The organism is Leptothoe kymatousa TAU-MAC 1615, from assembly GCF_018739865.1.
GTDB lineage: Bacteria > Cyanobacteriota > Cyanobacteriia > Phormidesmidales > Phormidesmidaceae > Leptothoe > Leptothoe kymatousa.
The window spans coordinates 216,089-241,723 of sequence record NZ_JADOER010000012.1; the positions used below are offsets into that span (position 1 = coordinate 216,089).

The following is a 25,635-nucleotide window of genomic DNA, read 5'->3' on the forward strand; positions in this document are numbered from 1 at the left end:
CCCCGTTTTAGACGCTACTGTTGTCCAACGACGTCTAAAACGGGGCGTTACAGAGGAGTGAAACTTAACCGTTGGTTACTTAATCCTCATCCTCCGATCCAGCGGCGGCGGCCCTTGCTTTCGCGGCTTCATCAGGGTGAATGTTCAAGCGGGTAAGGTTAACTCGACCACGATTATCGATTTCACGAATCTTGATCAAGACTTCCTCTCCCAAGGTGACTTCATCTTCAACTTTGTTGACTCGATAATCGGCAAGTTGAGAAATATGAATCATGCCTTCTTTGCCAGGGCGGTATTCCACAAACGCACCGATGGGAATAATACGGGTTACTTTACCCATATAAACGTCCCCTGCCGATGGTTTGAAGGTAATCCCTTCGATTAGGGCCTGCGCCCGTTCAGCGGCAGCGCCATCTAGGGACGAGACCGTAATGGTGCCATCATCCTGAATATCTACCTTGGCACCGGTTTCGTCAGTAATGCTCTTGATTTGCTTACCGCCGGGGCCAATCACCATGCCGATCATCTCAGGATCAATCTTGAAGGTGAGTAGTCTGGGGGCGTAGGGCGAAAGCTCGGCTCTAGGCGCATTAATGGCTTCCAGCATCTTGGACAGAATATGGAGCCTGGCAGGTTTTGCCTGGTTGATGGCCTCGGCAATGGTCTCCATTGGGAGACCAGTGATTTTCATATCCATCTGGAGGGCTGTGATGCCGGTGTCGGTGCCTGCAACCTTAAAGTCCATATCCCCAAGGAAATCCTCAATCCCTTGGATATCGGTCAGGATACGTACTTCGTCCCCTTCTTTGATCAGACCCATCGCTGCACCACTGACGGGTTTCGCCAAGGGAACGCCTGCATCCATCAAGGAGAGGGTGGAGCCGCAGACGGAACCCATGGAGGTGGAACCATTTGAGGACAGTACCTCAGACACCACACGAATGACATAGGGGAAGGTGTCCATCGCAGGTAGGACGGGCATGAGCGCCCGTTCCGCTAATGCGCCGTGGCCAATTTCCCGGCGACCGGGGGAACGCATGGGGCGAGTTTCACCCACGGAATAGGGAGGGAAATTGTAATGGTGGAGATAGCGTTTATTTTCATCTGGGTGCAGGTCGTCGGTCATCTGGGCATCCCCAGGGGTACCTAGGGTGACCACGGACATTACCTGGGTGAGACCCCGTTTAAAGAGACCGGTGCCGTGAACACGATTGGGGAGTACTTGGGTGCGACAACTAATGGGACGAACCTCGTCCAGTTTACGGCCGTCCACCCGGACGCTTTCGTCTAGGATTTGAGACCGCATTAGCTTTTTAGTCAGAGACTTATAGGCATTGCCAAAGGCTTTGCCGTTTTCTGCGATCGCAACGCAAATAGGATCGTCTTCCGATAGCTCGGCTACTTGTTCCTTAATGTCAGCTTTGAGGGCATCCAGTTTGTCATCCCGTTCCGGCTTCGAGAGTTCAAACTCCTTCAAAATATCTTTGATGCCAGCCGTGGCCTTATCGGCTAAAAAGTCTGCCAGGGTAGGATCGGTCTCTGGTGTGGGCAATGTGACTTGTTCAATGCCCAACTCAGCCAGGATTTCTTTTTGCGCTGCAATGATGTCGCGGACGACCTCATAGCCAAAGTCAATCGCTTCAATTACATCCTGTTCAGGCAGCTGGTTAGCACCTGCTTCCACCATGATGACGCCGTCGGGGGAACCGGCAACAATCAAATCCAAATCCCCATCTGCAATTTCTTTGTAGGTGGGATTAATGATAAAGTCATCACCGATGAGGCCCACCCGCACAGCGGCCATGGGACCATAAAATGGAATCTGTGCCAGCAAAGTGGCGATAGATGCTCCAGTGGCTGCCAGCACATCGGGCGGCACGTCATGATCCATGGACACGGTGGTGGCCACAATTTGAATATCGTCCCGCATCCAGGATGGGAACAGGGGCCGCATGGGGCGGTCAATGAGACGGCTGACTAAGGTAGCTCTTTCCGGGGGCCGACCTTCTCTCCTAAGGAAGCCTCCGGGAATTCGACCGGCAGCATAGAGCCGCTCTTCATAGTCCACGAGTAGTGGTAAAAAATCGATTCCTTCCCGTGGGCTCGACTGTGTAGCGGTTACGAGTACAGCGGTTTCCCCAGATTCGATCAGGACTGAACCGCCTGCTTGGGGGGCAAACAGACCCACCTTAAGTCGAATATCCCGTCCATCAAAGGATATTGACTTGTCAATTTCTTGCATTTACTACTACGTCCTTCTTACGTCTTTCACATTTGTTCTCTGGCAATCCTAGCACTGATGTAGAACAGTTGTTTCCTCCTCTAAAAAAAGATTTGATGCTAGTTAGACAGAATTTTTGAACTGCACTTAAGTACATTTCTTTATCAGGAAAAATCGTGTGAAAGGTATTTGGTGAAAACCTTTGAGTGTTTTGGGATTAGTCATGATTAACCAACAAATAGTTTGGATGGCGATAAGCTCATGGCAAAAATGCTTAGATCAATCATCTGGCAATTAGTGAGTAGTTGGTTGTGTCAAATTGCTTTTTGAAGGGCAAATTATTCTAAGGCTTTGTCAAATTTTGAGAAGTGATTCTATGTTTTGTGTGGCGATGGGTAGGGGGATCTATCCACGGTTCATCAGCTACCGTTTACGATGTAGTACTTGCGTAGCTTAGATCGGGTGTGGAAAAGATACCCTGTAGAAGCCGCTCAGACGGGAAGCTTAGTTATAAAGGAATTTTTTAGTTATATATGAATGTCTTAGTAACCGGTGTCGCTGGTTTTATTGGTTTCTTTGTAGCTCAGCGCCTCTTGGCCGATGGGGATACGGTTTACGGTATTGATAATCTTAACGACTACTACAGTGTTGATTTAAAAAAGGATCGTCTGGCCCAGCTGCTGCCCCATCCATCCTTTGGGTTTGAACCGATCGATTTAGCCGATCGTGGAGCCATGGATGGGCTATTTCAGAATCATAGGTTTGATCGGGTGATTCATTTAGCCGCTCAGGCCGGTGTGCGGTATTCGCTCAAAAACCCCTATGCCTATGCCGATAGTAATTTAACTGGGTTTATCCATGTTTTGGAGGGGTGTCGCCACCATGGTGTGGAGCATTTGGTCTATGCTTCTTCCAGCTCGGTGTACGGTGCTAATCGCCAGGTGCCTTTTGCCACAACTGACAATGTGGATCATCCTGTGTCTTTGTATGCGGCTACGAAGAAAGCGAATGAGCTGATGGCCCATTCCTATAGCCATCTATATGATTTACCCACTACAGGTCTGCGGTTTTTTACGGTGTATGGTCCCTGGGGACGACCGGATATGGCGTATTTTAAGTTTGTGGATGCGATCGCAAACGACCGACCTATCCAGGTTTACAACCACGGCAAAATGCAGCGCGATTTCACCTATATAGATGACGTAGTGGAAGGCGTGGTTAGAGCAATGCGCCATTTACCCAAGCCCCTGGCCGAAGATGCCTTTAATACGGCGGCTCCCTACAAGCTTTACAACATCGGTAACCATAGCCCTGTAGAGCTGATGCGCTTTATCGAGATTATTGAACAGGCCCTGGGTAAAACAGCGGCTAAAGAAATGATGCCTATGCAGCCGGGGGACGTAAAAGCCACCTATGCTGACGTGGCCGATCTATCCGCCGATGTCGGCTTTGCACCGAGTACGGCGTTAGAAGTTGGCATGGATAAATTTGTTGCTTGGTATCAGGACTATTACGCCCGTGCCTAGAACCCCCCGGTTCGATCTAGATGCGGGGGGCGGCCATGGGCAGCTGGGGCCGCTTTATGCACTAGGCCGTCTTCGCAATGTTCGGTAGCCAACGGCACCCGCAATGGCAATCACCAATAGGTAAGGGCTATAGGCCAATAACCACAGTCCCAGTTGCATCAATCCGACAGTGAGTTCACCCACCGACTGGGTTGCGTCCTGCCAAGTACTACCGATGGTTTCACCCAGGGGGCGACCGATGGGCTGTGGCGCAACGGCGGCAGCTAGGGTGAGGTCAATCGTAGAGTAGCGGACCTGGGTTTGTAGATTTTGCACCCGTGCATCAATCTGTTCAATCTGTTCCCGCACGCGACTGAGCTCCCGAGATACGTCCAACACATGGGAGATTTCGCCGGATCGTTCCATAATTTTGAGCAGCGACTCCTCGGATTTTTGTAGATTACGTAGACGCGCTTGGGCATCGACGAGTTGTGTCGAAACATCCTCGGCACTTAAGCCCTGTTGCTGGATGCTGCCTAAAGCCGCGAGCTCTGCCAGCAGTTGGTCTAACTTAGCCTGGGGGACTCGAATGCGGAGGTAGGCAGTGCGCTGAACATCCTCTATATGGTTATCTTGCAGGTCTAAAATGTCGCCCTGGTGAGTGCGAATCTGTTGGGACGCTTTTTTTAAGCTGTCATCCACTGAGTCCACCAATAGATTGAGCTGGGCCTGTTTAATTAATTGCGGTTGCCCCGCTATGACCGCCGGATCTTGAGGTGGGGCGGCGGGGCTGCTGGCATCGGCTTCCATTGCGACCAGTTCATTGGGCTGATCGGTCAAAATGTTGGCGGATTCAGCCGCTGATTCCACCGAACTCCCTGCTTTGGTGCTGATGTCGCCGCTGCTGAACTCATGGGTCGCACCACAGCTCACCAGGCTGACCACGGCTACTATTACGGCTAGTTTGGATCTCATGAACGTTGCCATCGTTGTTTCCTTCATCCCATGTGCTTACTTGAATCCAGTATGGGTTGGGATTTTTCCCTCGGGAAACGGGTTACGAAAACTGCAACCGCCTGGCCAGCTGCTTTTGGCCGCTAGTTCGTTGCTTGGCGCTGATCAATAAAATCCTTTGACGAATTACCAGGGTCTAAAATACTTAAAAACCTCGGCTTTCACTTGAAAACCGAGGTTTGATGCGGATGAAAGGACTTGAACCTTCACGTCACGAAGACACTAGAACCTAAACCTAGCGCGTCTACCAATTCCGCCACATCCGCTTGTGTGTAATCTATCTTATCAGAGAATTCCAACCAGTTATAGCTAAGTTGGTTGAAATGACTGATTTTATTATGCTCACATTCCTGCAGGGCAATTTATTCATAGATTGGCTAGATCGGTCTGTCGTTGGGGCAAAATTTACGCTCTTTGAATTCAACGATTGAATTAGGCGTGCCTATCGAGGAGCATCAATCGCAGCTAGATGATGTGCATGAAATCCGACGCTTGATCGAAAATCAATAGACGGTTCTCTGGAATAGACAATGTTGTCCTAACCAGACCATTATGGTGATGTGTACATGCAGTTAAGCTGTGGTGCAATAGTGGCTTAGACTACTAAGCGACTACTATATATATGATTAATTGTGTAGACGGCGGTGATCGCTACTACAGCCATAGTGGGAGAAACCTAGCGGATGGGAAAGGTCGTCGGTATTGACCTCGGTACTACCAATTCAGTCGTCTCAGTCATCGAAGGTGGCAAGCCGGTGGTCATTGCCAATGCTGAAGGCATGCGCACCACCCCTTCGGTTGTTGCCTTTAGTAAGGAAGGGGAGCGTTTGGTGGGGCAAATGGCCCGGCGGCAAACGGTGCTCAACCCTCAAAATACGTTCTACAACGTCAAGCGTTATTTGGGTCGTAAATATACAGAGCTCAGCTCTGACTCAAAACGGGTGCCCTACACCGTACGCAAGGACGAAGCTGGCAATGTGAAGGTGCGTTGCCCTCGTTTAGATAAGGACTTTGCCCCGGAAGAAATATCGGCCATGGTGCTGCGTAAGCTGGCGGAGGAAGCCAGTCGCTACATGGGCCAGCCGGTGACGGGGGCTGTGATTACGGTGCCCGCCTATTTTAACGATGCCCAACGGCAAGCTACTCGAGATGCGGGCCGCATTGCGGGTTTAGAAGTTAAACGCATTATTAATGAGCCGACGGCAGCGGCTCTTGCCTATGGGTTAGATCAGCAATTTAACCAAACCATTTTGGTATTTGACCTGGGCGGGGGCACCTTTGATGTCTCTATCTTAGATGTGCGCAATGGCGTGTTTGAGGTGCGATCGACCAGCGGTGATACCCAGCTAGGCGGGGTCAATTTTGATAAGAAAATTGTTGACTGGCTGGCGGATGAATTTTTAGAAACCGAAGGGGTGGATTTGCGGCGGGACCGTCAGGCGTTGCAGCGATTGACCGAGGCTGCCGAAAAGGCAAAGGTGGAGCTGTCTGGGCTACCCACGGCTGAAATTAACCTGCCGTTTATCACAGCCACCGCCGATGGCCCCAAGCACATTGAGAAAAAGTTTTCGCGATCGCAGTTTGAATCCCTCTGTGCCGATTTAATCAGTCGCCTACGGGCTCCGGTGCAGCAGGCCATGACGGATGCCCGTGTGTCCCCGTCTCAAATTGACGAAGTGGTGCTGGTGGGGGGCTCCAGCCGCATGCCCATGGTTCAGCATCTGGTGCGCTCCCTGCTGAGCAAAGAGCCTAACCAGAACGTCAACCCCGATGAGGCGGTGGCCGTTGGTGCGGCGATCCAGGCCGGTATCCTCACCGAAGAGGTGAAGGACATCATGCTGTTGGATGTCACCCCGCTGTCCCTAGGTTTAGAGACCATTGGCGGTGTGATGAAGCGGGTAATTCCCCGAAATACCACTATCCCCGTACGGCGTTCGGATGTATTTTCCACCTCTGAAAATAACCAGACCGTGGTGGAGGTGCACGTGGTGCAAGGGGAACGGGAAATGGCCATGGATAATAAGTCCCTGGGCCGCTTTAAGCTGATGGGGATTCCACCCGCTCCACGGGGGATTGCCCAGGTTCAGGTGTCTTTTGACATTGATGCCAACGGCATTTTGCAAGTGTCCGCCATGGATAAGACCACCGGGCGGGAGCAGAGCATCACGGTGCAGGAGGCGTCCAACCTGTCCGATGACGATATCCAGCGCATGCTCAAGGAAGCTGAAGAGTTTGCCGATGTGGACCGTGGCCAGCGGGAGCGCATTGAGAAGCGCAACCGGGCTGAAACGCTGACATTCCAGGCAGAGCGCGCTATGCGTAGCGTATCTATTGACTTTGGTTTGCAGTTTGCGCGCGATCGCAAACGCCGCATCGATAACCTGGTGCAAGATTTGCGCGATGCCCTGAAACGCGAAGACGAACGCATGGTGGATATGATTCAGTCTGAGCTGCAGGATGAATTGTACGAACTCAATCGCGAAGCCTATCTCTACGACGCCGATAACGACGACGGCAATCTCTTTAGCCAGATTGGCGACACCATCAAAAAAGCGTTTGAAGATGACGACGACTTTTATCGTCGAGACTACGACTGGAATGGCCAAAGCCAGTGGGATAGCCCGAGTTGGTCGGCTGGTCGCCAAGACAATCGCAGTGGTTGGGATGATTGGGATGATAGTTGGAATCGTCCCGCTGCGCGTCAGGGCGGTTACAATGCGCCTCCTCCCCGCGGTGGCTACGACAATCCTGCCGCCGGTGGTGGCTACAATAATCCTGCTGCCGGTGGCTACAACAATGGCCAAAATAACAGCCAAGGTTACGACAATCGTGGCTACGACCGCCGGAACTATGACGCGTCTGCCGACCAACACGGGGCGGGCAATAATAATTATGGGCAGGATGCCTATGGTCAGCAGCGCTATGACCAAGGGCAATCCTACGATCGCGGCTACGGTCAAAATCCAAGTCAGTCCGATCAATCAAGTCAATCAGATCGCTACAGTGCTGGTGGCTATGGCTCCCAGCCCCGCGATCGCTATGACCAGCATCAGGGCCGTCCACCTCAAGATACCTATGGTCAGGCGGGGAATAGCGCCTATGGCCAAGACGCTTACACGCCTCCAAATCAAGATCGTTACCCAGATCGCAATTTGGGGCCAAACTATAACGAGGGCCAAAGCTACAGCGGCTCCAATAACTATGATGCTTTTTCGGGCGATCGCAACCAGGGGCGCGACAGCCAGGGGCGCGACAGCCAGGGGCGCGATGGTCAGAGCGATAATCTAGGGTCTGCCAGACAACAGCCTAATTACGATAGGTGGCAAGGGTCTGGCAATAATTCCTACGGTCAGGATGCCTATAACCAGTCCGGTGGTCCACGAGACGATAGTGCCTATCCCCCCTACGATCGTGGTGGCCAGCCTAGCCAAATTCCAGACCCGCGAGGGGCTGCTGGTGCCCCGCCTGCACCTTCGGGCTATGGTTCGCCCGGTGCTGGTGGTGGATATCCCCCGGCTGACTATCCCTCTGTTGGTAGAGATCGTCCCAATGCCGATACCTCAGTAGAGGATGATCCTTGGGCCGATAAACCCACCGATCGACCATCGCCGCGCCCACCTGCCAATCCCCGTCCAGGAGGCTATTCCGCTAACTCCGGTTCAGCGGGTTCGCAGCGTTACGATGACGAATGGGGTGACCAGGATGAGGTCTGGTAACGTCTCCAGCTATGCAAAACTTTCGAGACTATTACGAGATTCTCGGCATTGATCCGGGGGCCGATGCCCAAACGATTAAGCATACATATCGCCGGTTAGCCCGTCAGTTTCATCCAGATCTAAATCCAGGCGACCAAGAAGCAGAGGATCGCTTTAAATCTCTAGGTGAAGCCTATGAAATTCTGTCGGATGTAGAGCGCAGAGCTCAGTACGATGACTATCGCCGCTATTGGCTAAAGCAAAAGTCTGAAGCCGACTATCGCGATCTTGAGGATTTTGATCGCTTTGTCGATCAGTTGCTCAATCGTCAAGGAGTCCCCCAGGTCCCCACCGTGCCTACCCCAGCGGCGCCTAAAAAATCGAGTAGCCCCAACACAAGTAGTCTCCGACGACGAGATGCTGAAGCTTCCCTAGAGATTCCTTTAGAACGTGCTTTCCATGGTGGTTCTGAGCGAGTGCGGCTAGAGGATGGTCGGGCATTAGAGGTGGATATGCCCCCACGTATGGTGACGGGTCAGCGTTTGCGCCTCCGCGGTCAGGGGATTAAGGGTGGGGATCTTTACCTGAATATTGTGGTGGAAACTCACCGCTTTTTGACGATTCAAGGGCGAGATGTGGTTTGTTATTTACCCTTGACGCCCGTAGAAGCTGTTTTGGGGGGGCAGGTCACGATCCCCACCCTGGATGGTCCAGTCGCCATGACCATTCCCGCCGGTATTCAACCTGGGCGGAAACTGCGTTTAGCTGGGAAAGGCTATGGTCGGTTGTCGGAGGAACGCGGAGACCAAATTGTTGAAATTGGTATAGCCATTCCCCAGGTGCTGGGCGAGCAAGAAGCCGAGCTATATGAAAAGCTTAGACTTGTGGAAGCCCATAATCCGCGTTCCCATATGTTCTAGACCGTGTAGCTACTTTATCTTCCGTCCGCTTAGGCACCAAAGTAAGACGGTGCTTGGCCAGGGGCCCACTTAATGTTGCAGCCCACGCTGGGAATCTGTTGGTCAGAAAGCGTTTGTCCAGCTAGTGCCTGGTCAATGGCTGCCCTTAGGTCTTTCCCGGTGACGGGTTTGCCATTGCTCGGGCGACTATCGTCTAGCTGCCCTCGATAGACGAGTGTTTTGTCTGCGTCGAATAGAAAAAAGTCGGGGGTGCAGGCGGCCGTGTAAGCTTTGGCAACAGTCTGGTGCTCATCGAAGCAATAGGGAAAGGTAAACCCTTGCTGCTGGGCCTGGGTTTTCATGTGCTCAGGGGCATCCTGGGGATGAGTTTGCAGGCTATTGGCACTGATGGCAAGGATACCTAGGCCTTTGGTACTGTAGTCTTGACCAATTTTTGCTAGCTCTTGCTCGATATGTTTAACGAAAGGGCAGTGCACGCAGATAAACATCACCAGCAGAGCACGGCTATCGGCAAAGGTGTCGAGGGTAATTGTCTTGCCAGAAACAGCATCTGCTAAGGAAAATGCTGGAGCTTTGGTGCCCAATGCCAGCATGGTGGATTCCACCATCACCATGGTCAATACCTCAAAAATTTGATTTACAAGAAAACTGTAGCGTTTGCCTTGGAATTAACCACCAAGAATTAGCCACCAAAGGCCATGGCTGACATTACTAGGGCAGATAGCAGCAGACCGGGGCTGAGGAGCAGAATGAGGGTAAAGAGTTCATGCATTTCCATGGTGTGGGATGTCTCCAAGTAGGTACGTGGCTAATGGTTCTATCCTGAACGATGAATGGAAGGAGTTGGGGGAATTTTTATCAAAAAGATCGGTTCCCCTTGACAACTGACGATATCCCCTTAATCTTGAAGCGTATTCTTTTGATAGTCTGCTGCCCTGTTTGGGCTGAGGGATGATTATGGGGCTCAAGCACTTGGTTTATCGGTCGTGGGGGTGCAGTTTGTTCGCGATCGCAATGGCGACGACCCCTGCTATGGCGGAAGAATTACAAAATTGGTCGTTTGATTCAGCGACCAATGAGCTCACCTTTTCTTTGCCAGATACGGTTTTGCCAGAATTTTTTCTCTTAGCAGAGCCTCCTCGACTGGTGCTGGATATCCCTGAAACACAGGTGGGTGAGGTGTCCGCTGAACAGCGCTACGACGGTTCTGTCCAGACGATTCGTGTGGCTCAACAGGCCGATGACCAAGTGAGGGTCGTGATTGAATTATCGCCCGATATCGTCCTTTCTCCTGAGCAAGCAGATATTCAATTTGACGATCAAGATGGTCAGCGCCAGTGGCGTTTTCGGCCCCTGATTTCCGGGGAGGTGGAGACTGCCGATTTATCTGAGCGCGATCGGTCTGCCAGTGCGCCAACGCTGAATGTGGAGCCTGGCGTTAGTGTGGCTGCCGAGAACTTAATACCCCAGCAGTCTTCCCAGGCGGTGTTGCCCATTGACCCCTATGAGTCTGGGACGAGTCAGGTGGTGAGTGTGCCACCGCTAGACAACGACGCTGGGGGCAGTGATGGCGCTGGGATCACACCTGAGCTGCCACCCATGACCGTGCCTGTTTTAGAGGCGGACACTGCAGCGGTGGCTGCTACCAACCCAGCGCCTGATCAATCGGCTCCAGTGGTGCCCGCTCTGCCTGACTTGCAGAACGAGCCGCCGCCGGCGGTACAGGTCGATGACGATGATGAAATGCAGGCACCTGGAGCCGATGAGTTATTGGCAGAGACAGCGGGCGATCAAGTGTCGGTTGCGCAGCCAGCCGAGGTGCCGTCTGACTCACCGGTAGCAGCTGAGCCCATGGAGGCGGCGCCCATTGATGAACCGGTAGTGGCTGAGCCCATGGACGCACCGGTAGCAGCTGCTGAGCCCGTGGAGGCGGCGCCCATTGATGTGGCTGCTATCTCGCCTGCTGCAGATGTTGGTGAACCTGTGGCGGCGGTATCTGAAGTGACGCCCCCTGAAATAGAGCCTGTAGAACCTCAGGTTGCTTTAGTGGAAGAGTCGGTAGAACCGGCATTGGTTGCTGAGCCCAATGCGCCTCAATCTTGGGAGACAATTCAACAACCTGCGGCGGAACGGACCATTGTACAAACCGTGACGCCAACACCGATCACCTTTGGTCAACCTTTGCCCGATAGGACGCCATGATGCCTGGGGTTAGACCGAAATTTTGACTGACTTTGACGATGTTCGTCCTTTGGTCTGACCCGGTGTTTTAGCGGATGATGATTGGGTGGCTATGGGGAGGGTGAAGTTAATTTGTGTCCCTTGATCTTTCCCTTTAGAGATGGCCCAAATTTTCCCGCCCTGAGCTTCGATAATCTGGCGACAAATGGCGAGACCTAAGCCTGTGCCACCCACTGAGCGACGCAGTGCGCCTTCTTCTTGATAGAAACGCTCAAATACGGTTTCTAGACGTTCGGGTTCAATGCCACGGCCGGTGTCATTGACAGATACCTTGACCAGGGTCTCGTCTTGGACAGTGGCGTCGATGGAAATGCTGTCGTTGCTAGAGGTAAATTTGCAGGCATTATCCAGCACCTTTGTGAGGACTTCCACAATCCATTCCCCATCGCCCCGGATGAGCGGCAAGTTGTCAGGGCAATTGACCGCAATATTTGAGCAGTGATGGGCCGTTTTACGGCTACTCAACGCTAGGGCAATGCACTCACTGAGAGAGAGAGATTCTAAATTCCATTCGATACGACCACTTTCTAGACGGGAAAGGGTGAGAAAGTCTTGAACTAGACTTTGCATCCGTTCCGAGTCTTCTAGGGCTGTTTGCAACATGACATTCCGCATTTCTAGGGGCATGTCGGGTTCTGTAAAAATGCTTTCTAAGCACACTCGAATGGTGGATAGGGGGGTGCGTAGTTCGTGGCCGGTGATGGCAATTAGGTTGCTGCGGGTGCGGTCGAGGGCTTCTAGTTGCTGGTTGAGGTTTTCTAGGTTGGCGTAAGCTTCTGCTTGGATAACGGCCACACTGAGTTGAGCGGCAACGGCTTCGACCAGGCGAATATCGTTTTTATTCCATGGTTGAGGGAGCGTTTGACATTGGTGTAGTTCGATTACTCCCAGTAGGCGGTCTTGATAAATTAAGGGCACTAATAGGCAGGCTCTGATATCCCACTTTTGAAACAGGGTGTGGATGGGTGAGTTATCGCTCAGTTTCTTGCTTTTGGACGGGGTGGGGGGCGTTACGATATGGGTGATCGATTCGCGGTCGTTTTTTACCTGTTGGAAGAGGGGATTGTCTAGTAGAGGCCATGTTTGGCCTTTGAGGGGATCTACGTTGGGCTGGCGAAACTCGTGGTGAATGTCAACACTGGTGGACCGGCGGCTACTGCGATAGATGATGCATCGGCAGGCGTTGATTTGTTGGCCGAGTTCGTGGGTTGCGATCGCAAATACTTCAGTTGGATTTAACGATTGACGGATGGCCGCCGTAATGGAATTAATTAACCGCTCTCGACTTTCCTGCGCGGCCATAGTCTTATAGGCCTTCAGCAGCTTGTACTGACTCGCCTGAACATAGGTCACCAGTCGCTGCGCAAACGGAGACGCTTCTGCCACTTCATCGTCAGGAGATGAATCTTCTAATAGGCCCGTGGGCAAAAACTGCGCTTGGGCCGCCGAAACTTTCTGTGCCAGATCAGACCGATAGCTACCAATGCGCTGGAGCAAAATCTGGGCGGCCCGCTCACAAACATGACGATCTAGCGTCCAAATACCCTCGAATCGACGACTCTGGTCTAGGGCCGGTGCACCGCTTAAGATTTTTGGCTGCTTGGCACTGCTTTGATGGTGTTCCCTACAGATTAAACACGCTGTATATTCTTGGCCTAGAACCACCAAATGCCATTCGTGCACTAAAGCATCATCTGAGTTAAAGGCAATGGTTTCATGGGCCGCAGCGCCGTGACTATCGGCAAATTGAGTATCCGCTGCTGCCAGCACATAAACTTGAGGCGTAATCTCAGCTAGACGTAAATATCTATGGGCCTCTTGGCGATAAAAGCGTTCCTGCTGAAAACTCGCAATCATCAAAGGCTGCTCGTTTCCTGCCAACACCTGATCTTCCATCGCATGGGAAAGAGCCGTCAGCGATGTTTTGAAGTACATTTGAGGCCTTAACGAGGGTAGGACCTCAAGCAACTCATCTAGAACTGACGACGGATTGCCCATTCACTCTACGCTTGAATTAATGCTAGTAGTAATGACCTTAACTTCACCAACATTATCAGCGCCGATTCAAGCCGTGGTGGAATTGTAACTAAGCTTAGGGGAAGCTATCACTATGCACACCCCTAAGCATCCATCACTAAAGGTCAAACGTCCTTTCTCTGTTGGTGTAGACCCCATAAAAAATGCGTAGCTTCTGCAAAAAGAAGCTACGCATTTTGAGGAAATCGCTTTCAAATAGCGCTTAATCAGCTGTACAAACGTCAGCGATTAAAGTTTTTCCTATGCAACACCGCCCATATCGCTAGTGTCCTTTAGGAAACCGCTATATGCTTCCATGCCGTGCTCACCGATATCCAAACCCTTGAGTTCTTCTTCTGCAGAAACACGTAGACCAAAGGCAGACTTAAGAATAGTCCAAACGATGGAGCTGAATACAACGGTAAAGAGGCCAATGGCAACAATACCGATAACTTGAGAAATCAGCTGACCGATGCCACCGCCGTAGAAAAGACCAGCGGATGTGTCGAATAGACCAACGGCTAGAGTTCCCCACATACCACATACAAGGTGGACGGAGACAGCACCAACGGGGTCATCAATCTTGATGCTGTCGAAGAAGCCAACGGAGAAGACAACTAATACGCCAGAAATCAGACCGATGATAACGGCACCAAAGAAGCCAACACCTGCACAACCAGCGGTAATACCCACAAGACCAGCGAGGATACCGTTGATAATCATGGACAGGTCAGGCTTACCGCTCATCATCCAAGCGGTAAATGTGGCAGCAACACCACCAGCAGCAGCAGACAGGTTAGTAGTTACTGCAATGTAAGGTACAGCCGCATCAGCCGCTAATTCAGAACCAGGGTTGAAACCAAACCAGCCAATCCAAAGAATCAAACAGCCAAGAGTAGCAATACTCATGTTGTGGCCAGGGATGGCATTGATTTGACCGTCTTGGTATTTACCAATCCGAGGACCAAGAATGGCGGCACCACATAGAGCGGCCCAGCCACCAACGGAGTGCACAACTGTGGAACCAGCAAAGTCAGAGAAACCACCAGTAGGTAGAGCACCCAGCCAGCCATTTCCAGACCATACCCAGTGACCAGTGATGGGGTAAGAAATTGCGGTTAGCAGAATGCTAAAGATGATGAAGTCTACAAACTTAATACGCTCAGCAACTGCACCAGAAACGATGGTTGCTGCAGTACCTGCAAAGGCAGCCTGGAATAGGAAGAATACAGGTGCGGTTAAGTTCCCTGCATAGGGTTCGTCAGCAGACAAACCGGACAAGAAGAAGTTGCCCAAACCTAAAACAGGAGTTGCCTCATTGAACATGAGGCCAAAACCAATTGCCCAGAAGGACAATGTGGCTAGAGCAAAAACAATTAAGTTTTTGGAAAGGATATTAACAGCGTTCTTCTGGCGACAGAAGCCGGTTTCTAACATGCCGAAACCAGCGTTCATGAAAATTACCAGGATGGCTGCTATCAGCACCCAGATATTGTCTAAAACAAACTGAACATTCTCAGGGGTAATTGCGTCTTCCTGAGCATGGGCTGCGGTGTTCCAAGTGGCAACAATAACGAGAGCCAATGGAATACAAGCTAACCAAGCCCAAGAAAAGCTTCTACCGAAAAAGCGCTTCGCCATTTGATCAAATGGTGGCGCGTAACTATCCCAGACAGACGATTTACGCCGTCTTGCCTTGCGGCTGAAATTTAGACTAGACATCTCAACAGACGTTCCTACAACACAATCCAATCAACAAAATCTACTGTTAGAGAATAAATCTTAAACAGCAGAGCTTTCGTGTGAGGGGACCTTGACAGTTCAAGATACTCAATGACCGACGAAAGGTCTGAGCTCATGATATGGACTCACTAATTCTTGGGAACACTTAACAAAGAAATTAAAAATGTTCACACTTCAAGAAAGCAAAATCCAAATCACACACGGCTAACAACATAGGTATGCTCGTGCAGATGCATCGCACGTATCTATGTAGATAGATTCCACCAATTTCGGCCAAGTCATTCTGTATCAGAGAATACACTAAGCTGGTGTGGGTGGAATATTAGGGGATTTCAGGCCTGCTTATTTGGGGTTGGTTACAAAAGTTTATGGAAATAAGCTTGTCTGGCTGTGTGGATTTAGCGATTTGCCTCTTGGCTGTCGGCCGGAAACATGGTCTTGAGATAAGTGTGTGGACCTAGTTCTTCTAGTCGCTGCTGTTTTTTGAGGACAGTTTGCTCGAGTTCTTGTCGATAGGCCTGGACCCGATGCAAGAGTTTTAGGTCACAGGTCCCTAAAATTTGTACCGCTAGCAATCCTGCGTTTTTGGCATTGCCAATGGCCACCGTGGCGACGGGAATACCCCCGGGCATTTGCACAATGGAATATAGCGAGTCGATACCTTGAAGGGTGCGGCTTTTGACGGGGACCCCAATCACGGGTAAAGGCGTTAGGGCTGCAACCATGCCGGGTAAGTGGGCGGCGCCTCCGGCTCCGGCGATGATTACTTTTAAGCCTCGTTCAACGGCAGTTTGGGCGTATTTCACCATGCGGTTGGGGGTGCGGTGAGCCGATACAATCGCGACTTCGTGGGGGATGTCAAAGTTTTCACAGACGTTAATAGCAGCCTCCATGGTGGGTAGATCGGAGTCACTGCCCATGACGATGCCGATGAGGGGAGAAGTCATAGGGGGAAAGACTAACAACATCCTTCCAACTTTAGCTGGGAGGATGTTGTTAGCCTACCGGGTTACTGTGGGATGATTTTGACAAAGATTTGCGCTTCAAGAATCTATGGCAATTTTGCTCAATGTGCGTCTTCCACAGAGGCTAGGTCTCTATTGTTTGGAGATTGTGGACCATCAGCTACGGTCTATTTTGCCCATGGCAAAGGTGGCTGCTAATGCTGTTCAAGCGATTGACCTTGCAGGAGATTGGGTGTCCCTCGGTGGGGTGGATTTGCAAATTAATGGTGCGTTGGGGTTAGCGTTTCCAGACCTTGCAACGCCCGAGGAGTTGGGGAAAGCGGCTGATTTTTTGTGGCATCAGGGGGTAGATGCATTTGCGCCGACGATTGTGACGGCTGATGGGGCTAAAATTCGGCGGAGTCTCTCGGTGATTCAGGCCTACCAGGCGATGGGGGAACGTCCCGAGTCTGCGACGGTTTTGGGGGCGCATTTGGAGGGGCCATTTTTGAATCCAGTGAAGCGGGGCGCTCACCCTGGCGAACATTTGCAACCCCTGGCCATGGAGACTGTCCAGGCTTTGTTGGCCGATTATGTGGATGTGGTCAAGATTATGACGTTAGCCCCTGAGCTGGAGTCAGAGTCTGGGGTTATTCCTTGGTTGCGATCGCACAATATCACCGTCAGTCTTGGCCATTCCTTGGCGACGGCAGCCCAAGCCCAAACGGCCTTTGCCCAGGGGGCGTCGATGGTCACCCACGCCTTTAATGCCATGCCTGGGTTACACCATCGAGAACCCGGTTTGTTGGGGGCTGCCCTGACGCAGCCGCAGATTTTTGCTGGGGTGATTGCCGATGGCCAACACGTGTGCCCGACGATGTTGGACCTCTTGCTACGGGCAGGACGAGGCACCCCTGCCCAGGGTGAGGGCGGTCTTTTTCTGGTGAGCGACGCCCTGTCTCCGTTGGGTTTGCCCGATGGCACCTACCCCTGGGATAGTCGTGAAATTGAGGTCCAACAGGGTACGGCACGGCTGCCCGATGGCACCTTGTCGGGCACCACGCGCCCCCTGCTGGATGGGGTGAAAAATTTGGTGCAATGGGGCCTTTGCAGTGTTGAGGAAGCCATTGTTCTAGCGACAGAGCGGCCGCGCCAGGCTCTAGGAATGCCCACCTTGGCTCCGCGCCAGGTTACCCATTTATTGCGTTGGCATCATGATGGTGCAGCCTTGAGCTGGCAACGGATTTAGGGGCGTCCGCCACACCCGATGGATCGGCCCACCTCAGCCTAGGGGCGATGGGCTGTTGGCCGCTGCCGTAATCGGTTTAGTTAATAAGGGGCAAAACGTAATAGGATCTGACCGTAGAGAAATACCCCGCCGACCGTTCCTATGACGAGTGCAACTGACGATAAAACGATCGTTCGCAATTACTTCAATGCCCAAGGTTTCGATCGTTGGAGCCGCATCTACGGAGATGGTCAGGTCAATAAAGTTCAGCGTGATATTCGAGACGGCCATCAAAAAACCGTGGATTATGTTCTCTACTGGTTTAAGCAGGATGGTAATGCTGACGGTTTGACGGTTTGTGATGCTGGCTGTGGTGTCGGTAGCCTCAGCATTCCCCTGGCGGCTATGGGGGCCCAGGTGTCTGCCAGCGATATTTCTGAGAAAATGGTAGAGGAAGCCAGCTATCGGGCCAAGGAATGGTTGTCTGAGGGGGCTCAGCCCACATTTGATGCCCAGGACTTAGAAACCTTGGAGGGCAGCTACCACACCGTGGTCTGCTTAGACGTGCTCATTCACTACCCTCAGGAAAAGGCGCGGGATATGATTGCGCATTTAAGTTCTCTGGCGGAAGAACGGTTAATTCTGAGTTTTGCACCCAAAAATCCCTTTTACACTGTGCTGAAGCGCATTGGTGAATTTTTCCCTGGGCCTAGTAAGGCAACCCGTGCGTATCTCCATCGCGAAGCGGATGTGCGTGCCGCACTGGAGGCCAATGGTTGGCAAATTAAGCGCAAGGAATTTACGGCAACTCAGTTTTACTTTTCCCGTTTGGTAGAAGCTGTTAAGGTCTCTGATTAGGCTGTATTTGGTGTAGCGTTTATGACCCCACGTTTGTGTCTTGCGATCGCATCCATTTTCGGGGGCTTGTCTGTGGCGGGTGGAGCCTTTGGTGCCCATGCACTCAAAGCTCAACTGACCGAAAAATCCCTATCCACCTTTGAGTTAGGCACCCGCTATCAGATGTATCACGCATTGGTGTTGCTTTTGGTGGGCCTGCTGTGGCTTCAGCAGCCAGATAGCCCCTGGTTTAGCTATGCCAGTTGGGCATTTATAGTCGGCATCGTGCTTTTTTCCGGCAGCTTATATGGTCTGAGCTTATCGGGCATCAAAATTTTAGGCATTATCACTCCCCTCGGCGGTGTTGCTTTGATTTTCGGCTGGGCACTGTTAGCCATCGCTGCATTCTCTCTGACAAACTAAGGAATCCCTGTTGTTTGCCTTTGATATGTGCCGCTTACTTGCTTACTTAGGACAGCCAATTCCCTTAGAAGATCTCATTTTTGCCCCCGAGCATTCACTGGTAACCCAAAGTTATCAACCCAAGGAGTTAGAAGTTGCGCTATTGAATGCGGATGGTTTTGGCCTGGGCTGGCATCACCCCGATGATCGAACGGTTGATCCCTTTGTTTATCGCAACGTATTGCCCATTTGGAATGATGCCAATCTTCCCCATCTTTGCCGGTATATAAAAGCGCGTTCCTTTGTCTCTAACATTCGCAGCGCTACGCCGGGACTGCCGCTAGATTTTAGTAACTGCCAACCGTTTCGCCATGGCCAGTTGCTATTTGTGCATAACGGTTATATCGATCAATTTCGACAGACGTTGTATCGTCCCATGCGTGACCTCATTGGCGATGCAGCCTATCAAAACATTTATGGCCTGACCGACTCCGAGCACATTTTTGCATTAATTACCCATCTCATGGAGGCAAATCCCCAGCTCCTATTGCACCATGCTTTAGAAAAAGCCATTGATATGATTCAGTCGTTGGCCAATGACTACGGGGTCAGGGTTAGCGGTGTCATCATCATGGGGGATGGGCAAAAACTCGTGGCTGCTCGTTTCGATAACCAAGCAAAAGCACCTTCGTTTTATATGCTGCGCCAGCCCGAGGGGATTATTCTTGCCTCTGAACCTTTGTTTGACGGCAATTGGCAGCCAGTGGCCCAAGCCCACAGTTTGGCAGTATCAATGAGTGATTTGACTCCACACATTTATGGTTTTTCCCACGTCTCTTGATGGCGCAGTGGCTCCGGAGGAGCTGTTGCGAAGCGACATATACAAAGCTTTTCAACGCTGTCGTCAAGGCACTTTAGACCTCATTGCCGGCATTAGTCCCACGGTGTTGCAAGCACAAGCGCACCCCGACTTTAGCCCCGTGGGATGGCATTTAGGGCACATCGCCTTTACCGAATCTCTCTGGATTTTGGAGCATTTGGCCCAACAGCCCTGTCCCTATCCAGACTATCGCATCCTTTTTGCTGCCGATGGTTTGCCTAAGGCCCAACGTCAGCACTTGCCTGATGTAGACACATTGCTCAATTTCTTAGCCGACATTCGTCAGCGGACCCTAGCGTATTTAGAAACAGTTTCACTAGAGGGGCAAACCCGTCTGTGGTACTGGTTGATTCAACATGAAAGTCAGCACAGTGAAACCATGTCTTTGGTGATGGCGCTGCATCAGCATCATGGGCAAGTGACGCCTCTAAAGCAGCCCGTCCCTATGCAATGTGCAACGGTTCCGACCGGTATGGTGCATGTATCTGCCAGTTCGGTGGGTCTAGGGTTAGACGGGCGTTTAACACCACTTGCAGCGGATATTGCCATGGATAATGAGCAGCCGTGCCATTGGGTGGACGTGGACGCTTTTCAGATCGATCCCACCCCTGTGACCTGTGGGCAATATGTCCAGTTTATAGAGTCTGGGGGCTACCAAGCGCGGCAATGGTGGTGCGACGATGGCTGGCGGTGGCTGCAGTCAACAGCCCCGACGATTCAACAGCCCCTTTATTGGCCTGAAGCACGCTGGCAAGATTTTCGGCATCACCCAGTCTGTGGTGTGAACTGGTATGAAGCGAGTGCCTACGCCCGCTTTGTCCATAAGCGCTTACCCACAGAAGCGGAGTGGGCTCTGGCGAGCAAGGGGCTCGCTCACAAATTACCTAGCTTATTACAGGCTCATCAGCTCAATTGCGATCATCGTTTGGGCCATACCAGTCCGGTGGGCGTTTATCCAGATGCAAGCAGCGACTATGGCTGCTACGACATGTTGGGCAATGTGTGGGAATGGACCGCTAGCTGGTTTCGCCCGTACCCTGGTTTTCAGCCATATCCCTATAAGGGGTACTCAGCTACCTATTTTGATGATCGTCATCGAGTCTTGCGTGGGGGCAGTTGGGCAACTCGTCCCTGGGGGTTGCGGCCAAGTTTTCGTAATTGGTACGAACCCCATGTGCGGGAGTTATTCATGGGGTTTCGCTGTGCTTCCTAAGGTGCTGTGGCCCACCTGGCCTACGAAGGCCATATTCCCAAGCTACACTGGCCCTGTTGATCCCCGTTTTTTATGGCTTCTTCTACCATTTTCAACAGTTCCAGTTCTGCGTCTACTGCCAAAAATTCCATTGACCGCCTTGACCTTTTCAATTTAAGCAATCCCTCGACAGCTGTGGGCGTCCCCGATGGGCAAGATGTTATTCATGGCCTAACCCAGCAGCCAAAATCCTTACCCCCTAAATATTTTTACGATCAGCAGGGGTCAGAACTCTTTGAGCAAATTTGCATGTTGCCAGAGTACTATCCCACCCGTACTGAGGCATCCATTTTTCAGACCTATGCTGAGCAGATAACCCAGCTCACAGGTCCGTGTGAGCTTGTGGAGTTAGGCAGTGGTAGTGCTACAAAAACCCGAATTCTACTCAGTGCTTATGCCGCTAGGGACTGGCCTTTACGGTATGTTCCCATCGATGTCAGTGGCAGTATTCTCCAGGAAAGCTCTGTCGCCTTGCTAGAGGACTACCCTAGTCTGGGTATTCATGGCTTGATCGGCACCTATGAGCCGGCCCTCAATGCCTTGCCCAGTTTACAGTTGCCAACTCGTATGGTCATGTTTATTGGCAGTACTTTAGGAAATTTACCGCCCCTGCAAAGTAGCCAATTTTTGCAGCGGGTGGGGGCTGCCTTAGCGCCGGGGCAGTTTTTTTTATTGGGGTTGGATCTGCAAAAAGAACTTGACGTCATAGAAGCGGCCTATAACGATGCCCAGGGGGTGACAGCTGCGTTTAACCTCAATATGCTGCGGCACTTAAACTATCGCTATGATGGCGATTTTTGTTTGGATGCTTTTCGCCATGTGGCCCTTTATAACGAGCATGAGCACCAAATTGAAATGTATTTAGAAAGCCAGTGTGATCAGTCCGTGTCTTTGAAACAGCTAGATTTGACGGTGCAATTTGGTGCCGGTGAACGATTGCTGACGGAAATTTCCCGTAAATTTTCCCCTGCTGAACTGGAACAGCAGTTAGCTAGCCATGGCTTAAAAACCCTTCATACTTTTACGGATGAGCGTAACTGGTTTGGGTTGATGTTGGCTCAAAAGGTTTAAGGTCAAATCCCGGGTAAACCCATAGGCCAATAGAGGACAGTTACCGATACTTGTTCTTGACGGAGATAGGCCATCATTTGGCGATGGGTTTTACCTAGGAATTCTCTGGCATCCAAGGTTTTAAGATGAGCCCAGGAGAGGAGTGTGTCGGTTTCCGCACGGGCCTGTTCAGGGGTAACCGTCCTCAGCCAGCTTTGGATGCCGTCGGGTAAGGTTTGGGTCATGCGTAGGGGAAGTGTGCCAGTGGAGAACTGCTGGGCATAGGCGGGCTGGAGGAAGGCTTGGTAGATTTCTGCTTCCGCGCCTTGTTGCATAGCGACGCTGAGGGTTAAGGCTTTGAGATATTGCCGCAGTTGTGCCGTTTCTACCCCCGAGAGTTCTGGCATAAATGGAATCTGGGTGAGCGCTGCGTTGACGTTATTTGGGTCGCCAACGCTGAGGTGGGTGCCGCCAATGACCGCTACTAGATGGTGATTGTCTCCTTGGAGTTGATTAAAGGGGCCCAGTTGCTGCGCTAGGGTAGGTGTGACGCCATCTTTGGTCCCAGTCAAGATAATGCTGGGGACGGTGACATCGCTGAGGCCTTTCCGTCCGAATAGGCGGCCAATCAACGGGTTCATGGCAATGACCTGCACAATGCGCGAATCACTTAAATCGGCGCTGACGACCGGCAGTTCTACGGCCGCACACTGTAGCCAATCCGCTGGTGAGAGGCCCACGGGGGTAAGGCTGTCGCAAAAGGGCGGTAACGCTGATAGGTCTAGCTGGGCACCCGCTAAGGCAAAGCCGGTATAGCCCCCGAGGGAATGGCCAATGAGAATGACTTGTTCCGTATCAAACTTGTTCGCCAGCATGGGGGAGACTTGCTCCATCCATGCCAATCGATCTAAGACGTAGGAGATATCGCGGGGACGGTCTAGAAATTCGCTGGCGGGCAAAATTCGACTGGGTTCTTCGACAGCTGCTGGATCTAAGGGGGTGTTGTTGAGGGCGTCTACATTGCTGCCTACGTGTTCCACTGCGACCACCGTGAAGCCATGGGAGGCAAGGTGTTCGCCAATGTAGGTGAGGAAGCGTCGATCGGCGGCAAAGCCATGGGAAAGTACGATTAGTGGCGCGTCTTCAATTTTGGCCTGTTCTGGTACGTATAGGTCTACGGGGACGGTGCGATCGCGCTCTCGATCCACAAACTTAAAAGAACGCTGGGTAATTTCCACGGAGCCAGCGTCCGTTGGCTGAATATCGTCAGGAATATTCAGCCCATCTCCGACCAATAGTTCCTGCTCTAGTACGCTACTGAGAGCGTCTCCTTCGAGTCGGGAAAGATTCAGCTGTGAAATTAATGCCAGTGCCGCTGTTAAATCAACATCCAAGGTTTCTTGGGGGACAGCTTTTAGAACCCCGAGCATATTCAGCCCGTTGGTTTGCTTGGCGGCTACATGGATAGCTAAGCGGATTTGTTCCACGCTCAGATCAGGGGCGATGCGGGCCAAGGAAGTGAGTAAGAGTTCACCGTTCGGAGAGGCCAAAATATCCGAAACCATGCGATCGGCCATGACCGGATCTAACAGTAGCCGATTATTTAAGACGGCTTGAATGTCGGGGGTGAGGAAGCCCGCATACAGGCGCAAGCGAGGGGGAACCTGCCCGGTTTTGGCAAATTCTTCTAAATCGCTGACATAAAGAGCTTGCTTAATGGGGCCTACCTGGATATTAATCCGTTCCGCAGCCTGGGCCGGTAACCCTAAGGTCATACCTAGGGCCATCGCACCACTCCAGAGCATTGATCGCCATTTTTTAGTGGGTATATCCAGCCTGAAATGCTGGATATGCCGAAACGGTGAATAGGATGCTGCACGAGCAGAATGGGTCATGGCTGAGCGAAACATGGTAAACGGACGATTTTGCACTAAGCCTCTGGGTTACATCAACAATGCCCACAGACCATTTAAAAACGTCGGAGTATCCCTAACATAGCAATCAAAATTAATTCTTACTGGTTGCTAGCGTCGAGGTTTATGGAGATTGATGTACCGGACTCTACTACCTTCCTTCATGGCAAATGATCGTAATGCCGGACACCTTTAAATAGCGTCTAGCAATGGCTCTACTGGTCTACCGGCTTTGCGAGGTTCCTTCGTCTGTCACCCATGGCCTTATTGTTTGCCATGGACTCGAAAAATTGTGATGCAGCGGGTAAACGTGGCCCCCACTTGCACTACCCCACTGGCAGCATATTAATTTTATCGAGCGACATCCATGCCGTGTCTAAATCCATGGGTGGATTTGCAGACTGCTATCGGTTTCGATTTAAATCGGTTTGGAACCCTTGCCGTTGGAGCAACCGTCTGCGACGTTGGCGCGCTAGGGCTTGGAGATCGACGTTGCGGTCTGTCTCATCAACAATTTCACCAATTAAAACCTCCAGTACATCTTCTAGGGTGACCACACCGGAGACGCCACCGTATTCATCCACAACGATCATCAAGTGCTCGCGGGCGGTTTGAAATGTTTTGAGCAATTTATCGGACCGTTCTGTGGCCGGAATATAGCGCGCCTGGCGCATACAGCTATTCACAGGATCTTGGCCCCGTCCTTGGACTAGGGCTGCCAGCAACTCGGCTTTGAGGGCGACCCCCAGGACGTCATCCAGCTCCTCTCCGGTGACGATAATCCGGCTATGCTGGGACTGCATAATTTCTTGCTGGGCCGATTCTAAGGATTGGTGTCCTTCGATATAGGTGATGGCTACCCGCGGCGTCATGATGTCCTTGGCCGCGATATCGTTCATGCGAAAGACCTTTTGGATCATTTCCGCTTCATCGTCTTCGATCAGGCCTTCTTGGTAGCCGAGCATGGCTAGCAGCTTAATTTCCGCCTCGTTAGTGACTGGCCGATGATTGCCTTTTACCAGCGGTGCGGTTAGTTTTTCTAGGACCAGAATTATTGGGGTCATTAACCAGGTGAGGCTGCGCACGGGGACTGCGACCAACAATCCAAATTGTTCTGCGTAGCGTTCCCCAATGGTTTTGGGTACGATTTCGGCAAACAGGATGATGAGAAAGGTCAAAATTCCTGAAAAAATTCCCAGCATCAGATTGCCGAATATTTCTGCGGCAATGCGGCTAACGATAAAGCTGCCAACGATGTTGAAAATGTTATTGAGAATGACGATACTGGCAATTGGTCGACTGACTTTTTCCCGGATGGCGAGGAGTGCTAAGGTTGCTGGATTACGATTTTGGGCAAGCTGTCTGGCTTTGAGAAGGGGGAGCGATAGTAACGCCACTTCAGTACCTGAGCAGATAGCGGAACCGATAATAACGATCAAAACTGCGATCGCAAGTTGGGCCATGGTGGGAGAAAAGACAACACATTTAGAGAGTCGTCGTTGCTAATTGTCGTTAGGATTTCTATCTGAAAGATACTGCGATAACGCCTATCTTATGCAGACTGCCGCATCCTCTAAATTAGTAACGACAAAACATCAACGGCGAAGGATTGCTATGATTTTGGCTAAATAACCATATGCGATCGCCTGATATCGGTTTTACCCAAATACTATGGGTACTTTCGTGAGGGTAATGGATATTTCAACATACCGATCCGACGTACCGTTACGCCAGGGCAGATTCGCCGAAGTTACAATGTCTACCTCTAAATATA

At 51.5% G+C, this 25,635-nt stretch carries 17 protein-coding genes, 1 tRNA gene and 1 pseudogene; 10 read left to right on the plus strand and 9 right to left on the minus strand.

The window, feature by feature from the left end; genetic code table 11:
* Positions 1–79: 79 nt before the first annotated feature.
* A complete protein-coding gene (locus IXB28_RS14210; RefSeq protein WP_215619259.1) occupies positions 80–2,242 on the minus strand; it encodes a polyribonucleotide nucleotidyltransferase in 2,163 nt (720 codons plus the stop codon).
* A gap of 512 nt (positions 2,243–2,754) precedes the next feature.
* Here IXB28_RS14210 and IXB28_RS14215 point away from each other — a divergent pair.
* Entirely contained in the window at positions 2,755–3,747 is a 993-nt protein-coding gene (locus IXB28_RS14215) for an NAD-dependent epimerase (protein WP_215619260.1), read from the plus strand.
* Between the two features lie 54 nt (positions 3,748–3,801).
* On the opposite strand, the gene IXB28_RS14220 is transcribed toward IXB28_RS14215, so the two are convergent.
* Positions 3,802–4,701 (minus strand): DUF4349 domain-containing protein, encoded by a 900-nt coding sequence (locus IXB28_RS14220; protein WP_215619261.1) that lies wholly within the window; start codon positions 4,699–4,701, stop codon positions 3,802–3,804.
* A gap of 222 nt (positions 4,702–4,923) precedes the next feature.
* Positions 4,924–5,006: transfer RNA gene (locus IXB28_RS14225), tRNA-Leu, on the minus strand.
* Positions 5,007–5,423: 417 nt separating this feature from the next.
* Between IXB28_RS14225 and dnaK the strand changes: the two are divergent.
* Together dnaK and IXB28_RS14235 are read left to right on the plus strand one after the other, a co-directional pair.
* Positions 5,424–7,640, plus strand: a pseudogene (dnaK, locus tag IXB28_RS14230) (molecular chaperone DnaK); the annotation flags it as partial.
* A gap of 827 nt (positions 7,641–8,467) precedes the next feature.
* The gene (locus tag IXB28_RS14235; RefSeq protein WP_215619263.1) at positions 8,468–9,355 is read left to right on the plus strand and encodes a DnaJ C-terminal domain-containing protein; all 888 of its coding nucleotides are present in this window, start codon (positions 8,468–8,470) and stop codon (positions 9,353–9,355) included.
* A gap of 29 nt (positions 9,356–9,384) precedes the next feature.
* On the opposite strand, the gene IXB28_RS14240 is transcribed toward IXB28_RS14235, so the two are convergent.
* Positions 9,385–9,969, minus strand: coding sequence for a thioredoxin family protein (locus tag IXB28_RS14240; RefSeq protein ID WP_215619264.1), 585 nt, complete (start codon positions 9,967–9,969; stop codon positions 9,385–9,387).
* A 400-nt stretch (positions 9,970–10,369) separates the two neighbouring features.
* Between IXB28_RS14240 and IXB28_RS14245 the strand changes: the two genes are divergently transcribed.
* Positions 10,370–11,557: an AMIN domain-containing protein gene (locus tag IXB28_RS14245; RefSeq protein ID WP_215619265.1), complete on the plus strand. Its 1,188-nt coding sequence runs from the start codon at positions 10,370–10,372 to the stop codon at positions 11,555–11,557.
* Positions 11,558–11,566: 9 nt separating this feature from the next.
* Here IXB28_RS14245 and IXB28_RS14250 read toward each other — a convergent pair whose 3' ends face one another.
* From IXB28_RS14250 to purE, 3 genes are all read right to left on the minus strand, one after another.
* Entirely contained in the window at positions 11,567–13,594 is a 2,028-nt protein-coding gene (locus tag IXB28_RS14250; protein ID WP_215619266.1) for a DICT sensory domain-containing protein, read from the minus strand.
* A 279-nt stretch (positions 13,595–13,873) separates the two neighbouring features.
* Complete coding sequence (locus IXB28_RS14255; protein ID WP_215619267.1) at positions 13,874–15,334, minus strand: ammonium transporter; 1,461 nt, start codon at positions 15,332–15,334, stop codon at positions 13,874–13,876.
* Positions 15,335–15,753: 419 nt separating this feature from the next.
* Positions 15,754–16,302, minus strand: coding sequence for a 5-(carboxyamino)imidazole ribonucleotide mutase (gene purE, locus IXB28_RS14260; protein ID WP_215619268.1), 549 nt, complete (start codon positions 16,300–16,302; stop codon positions 15,754–15,756).
* 106 nt (positions 16,303–16,408) lie between these two features.
* Between purE and nagA the strand changes: the two genes are divergently transcribed.
* From nagA to egtD, 6 genes are all read left to right on the plus strand, one after another.
* Entirely contained in the window at positions 16,409–17,548 is a 1,140-nt protein-coding gene (gene nagA, locus IXB28_RS14265; protein ID WP_215619269.1) for an N-acetylglucosamine-6-phosphate deacetylase, read from the plus strand.
* Positions 17,549–17,689: 141 nt separating this feature from the next.
* Positions 17,690–18,385 carry a magnesium protoporphyrin IX methyltransferase gene (bchM, locus tag IXB28_RS14270; RefSeq protein WP_215619270.1) on the plus strand — a complete coding sequence of 232 codons (696 nt, stop codon included), beginning with the start codon at positions 17,690–17,692 and terminating at the stop codon, positions 18,383–18,385.
* 21 nt (positions 18,386–18,406) lie between these two features.
* Positions 18,407–18,787 carry a DUF423 domain-containing protein gene (locus IXB28_RS14275; protein ID WP_215619271.1) on the plus strand — a complete coding sequence of 127 codons (381 nt, stop codon included), beginning with the start codon at positions 18,407–18,409 and terminating at the stop codon, positions 18,785–18,787.
* A gap of 25 nt (positions 18,788–18,812) precedes the next feature.
* Positions 18,813–19,607: an ergothioneine biosynthesis protein EgtC gene (gene egtC, locus IXB28_RS14280; RefSeq protein ID WP_215619272.1), complete on the plus strand. Its 795-nt coding sequence runs from the start codon at positions 18,813–18,815 to the stop codon at positions 19,605–19,607.
* Positions 19,585–20,859 carry an SUMF1/EgtB/PvdO family nonheme iron enzyme gene (locus tag IXB28_RS14285; protein ID WP_215619273.1) on the plus strand — a complete coding sequence of 425 codons (1,275 nt, stop codon included), beginning with the start codon at positions 19,585–19,587 and terminating at the stop codon, positions 20,857–20,859. Before egtC ends, IXB28_RS14285 begins: the two co-directional genes overlap by 23 nt.
* A 72-nt stretch (positions 20,860–20,931) precedes the next feature.
* Positions 20,932–21,969: an L-histidine N(alpha)-methyltransferase gene (gene egtD / locus IXB28_RS14290; RefSeq protein WP_215619274.1), complete on the plus strand. Its 1,038-nt coding sequence runs from the start codon at positions 20,932–20,934 to the stop codon at positions 21,967–21,969.
* 2 nt (positions 21,970–21,971) lie between these two features.
* Here the strand turns inward: egtD and IXB28_RS14295 are convergent, their stop codons facing one another.
* Both IXB28_RS14295 and IXB28_RS14300 read right to left on the minus strand, forming a co-directional pair.
* Complete coding sequence (locus tag IXB28_RS14295; protein ID WP_215619275.1) at positions 21,972–23,843, minus strand: alpha/beta hydrolase; 1,872 nt, start codon at positions 23,841–23,843, stop codon at positions 21,972–21,974.
* Between the two features lie 422 nt (positions 23,844–24,265).
* A complete protein-coding gene (locus IXB28_RS14300) occupies positions 24,266–25,324 on the minus strand; it encodes a hemolysin family protein (RefSeq protein WP_215619276.1) in 1,059 nt (352 codons plus the stop codon).
* Between the last annotated feature and the right edge of the window lie 311 nt (positions 25,325–25,635).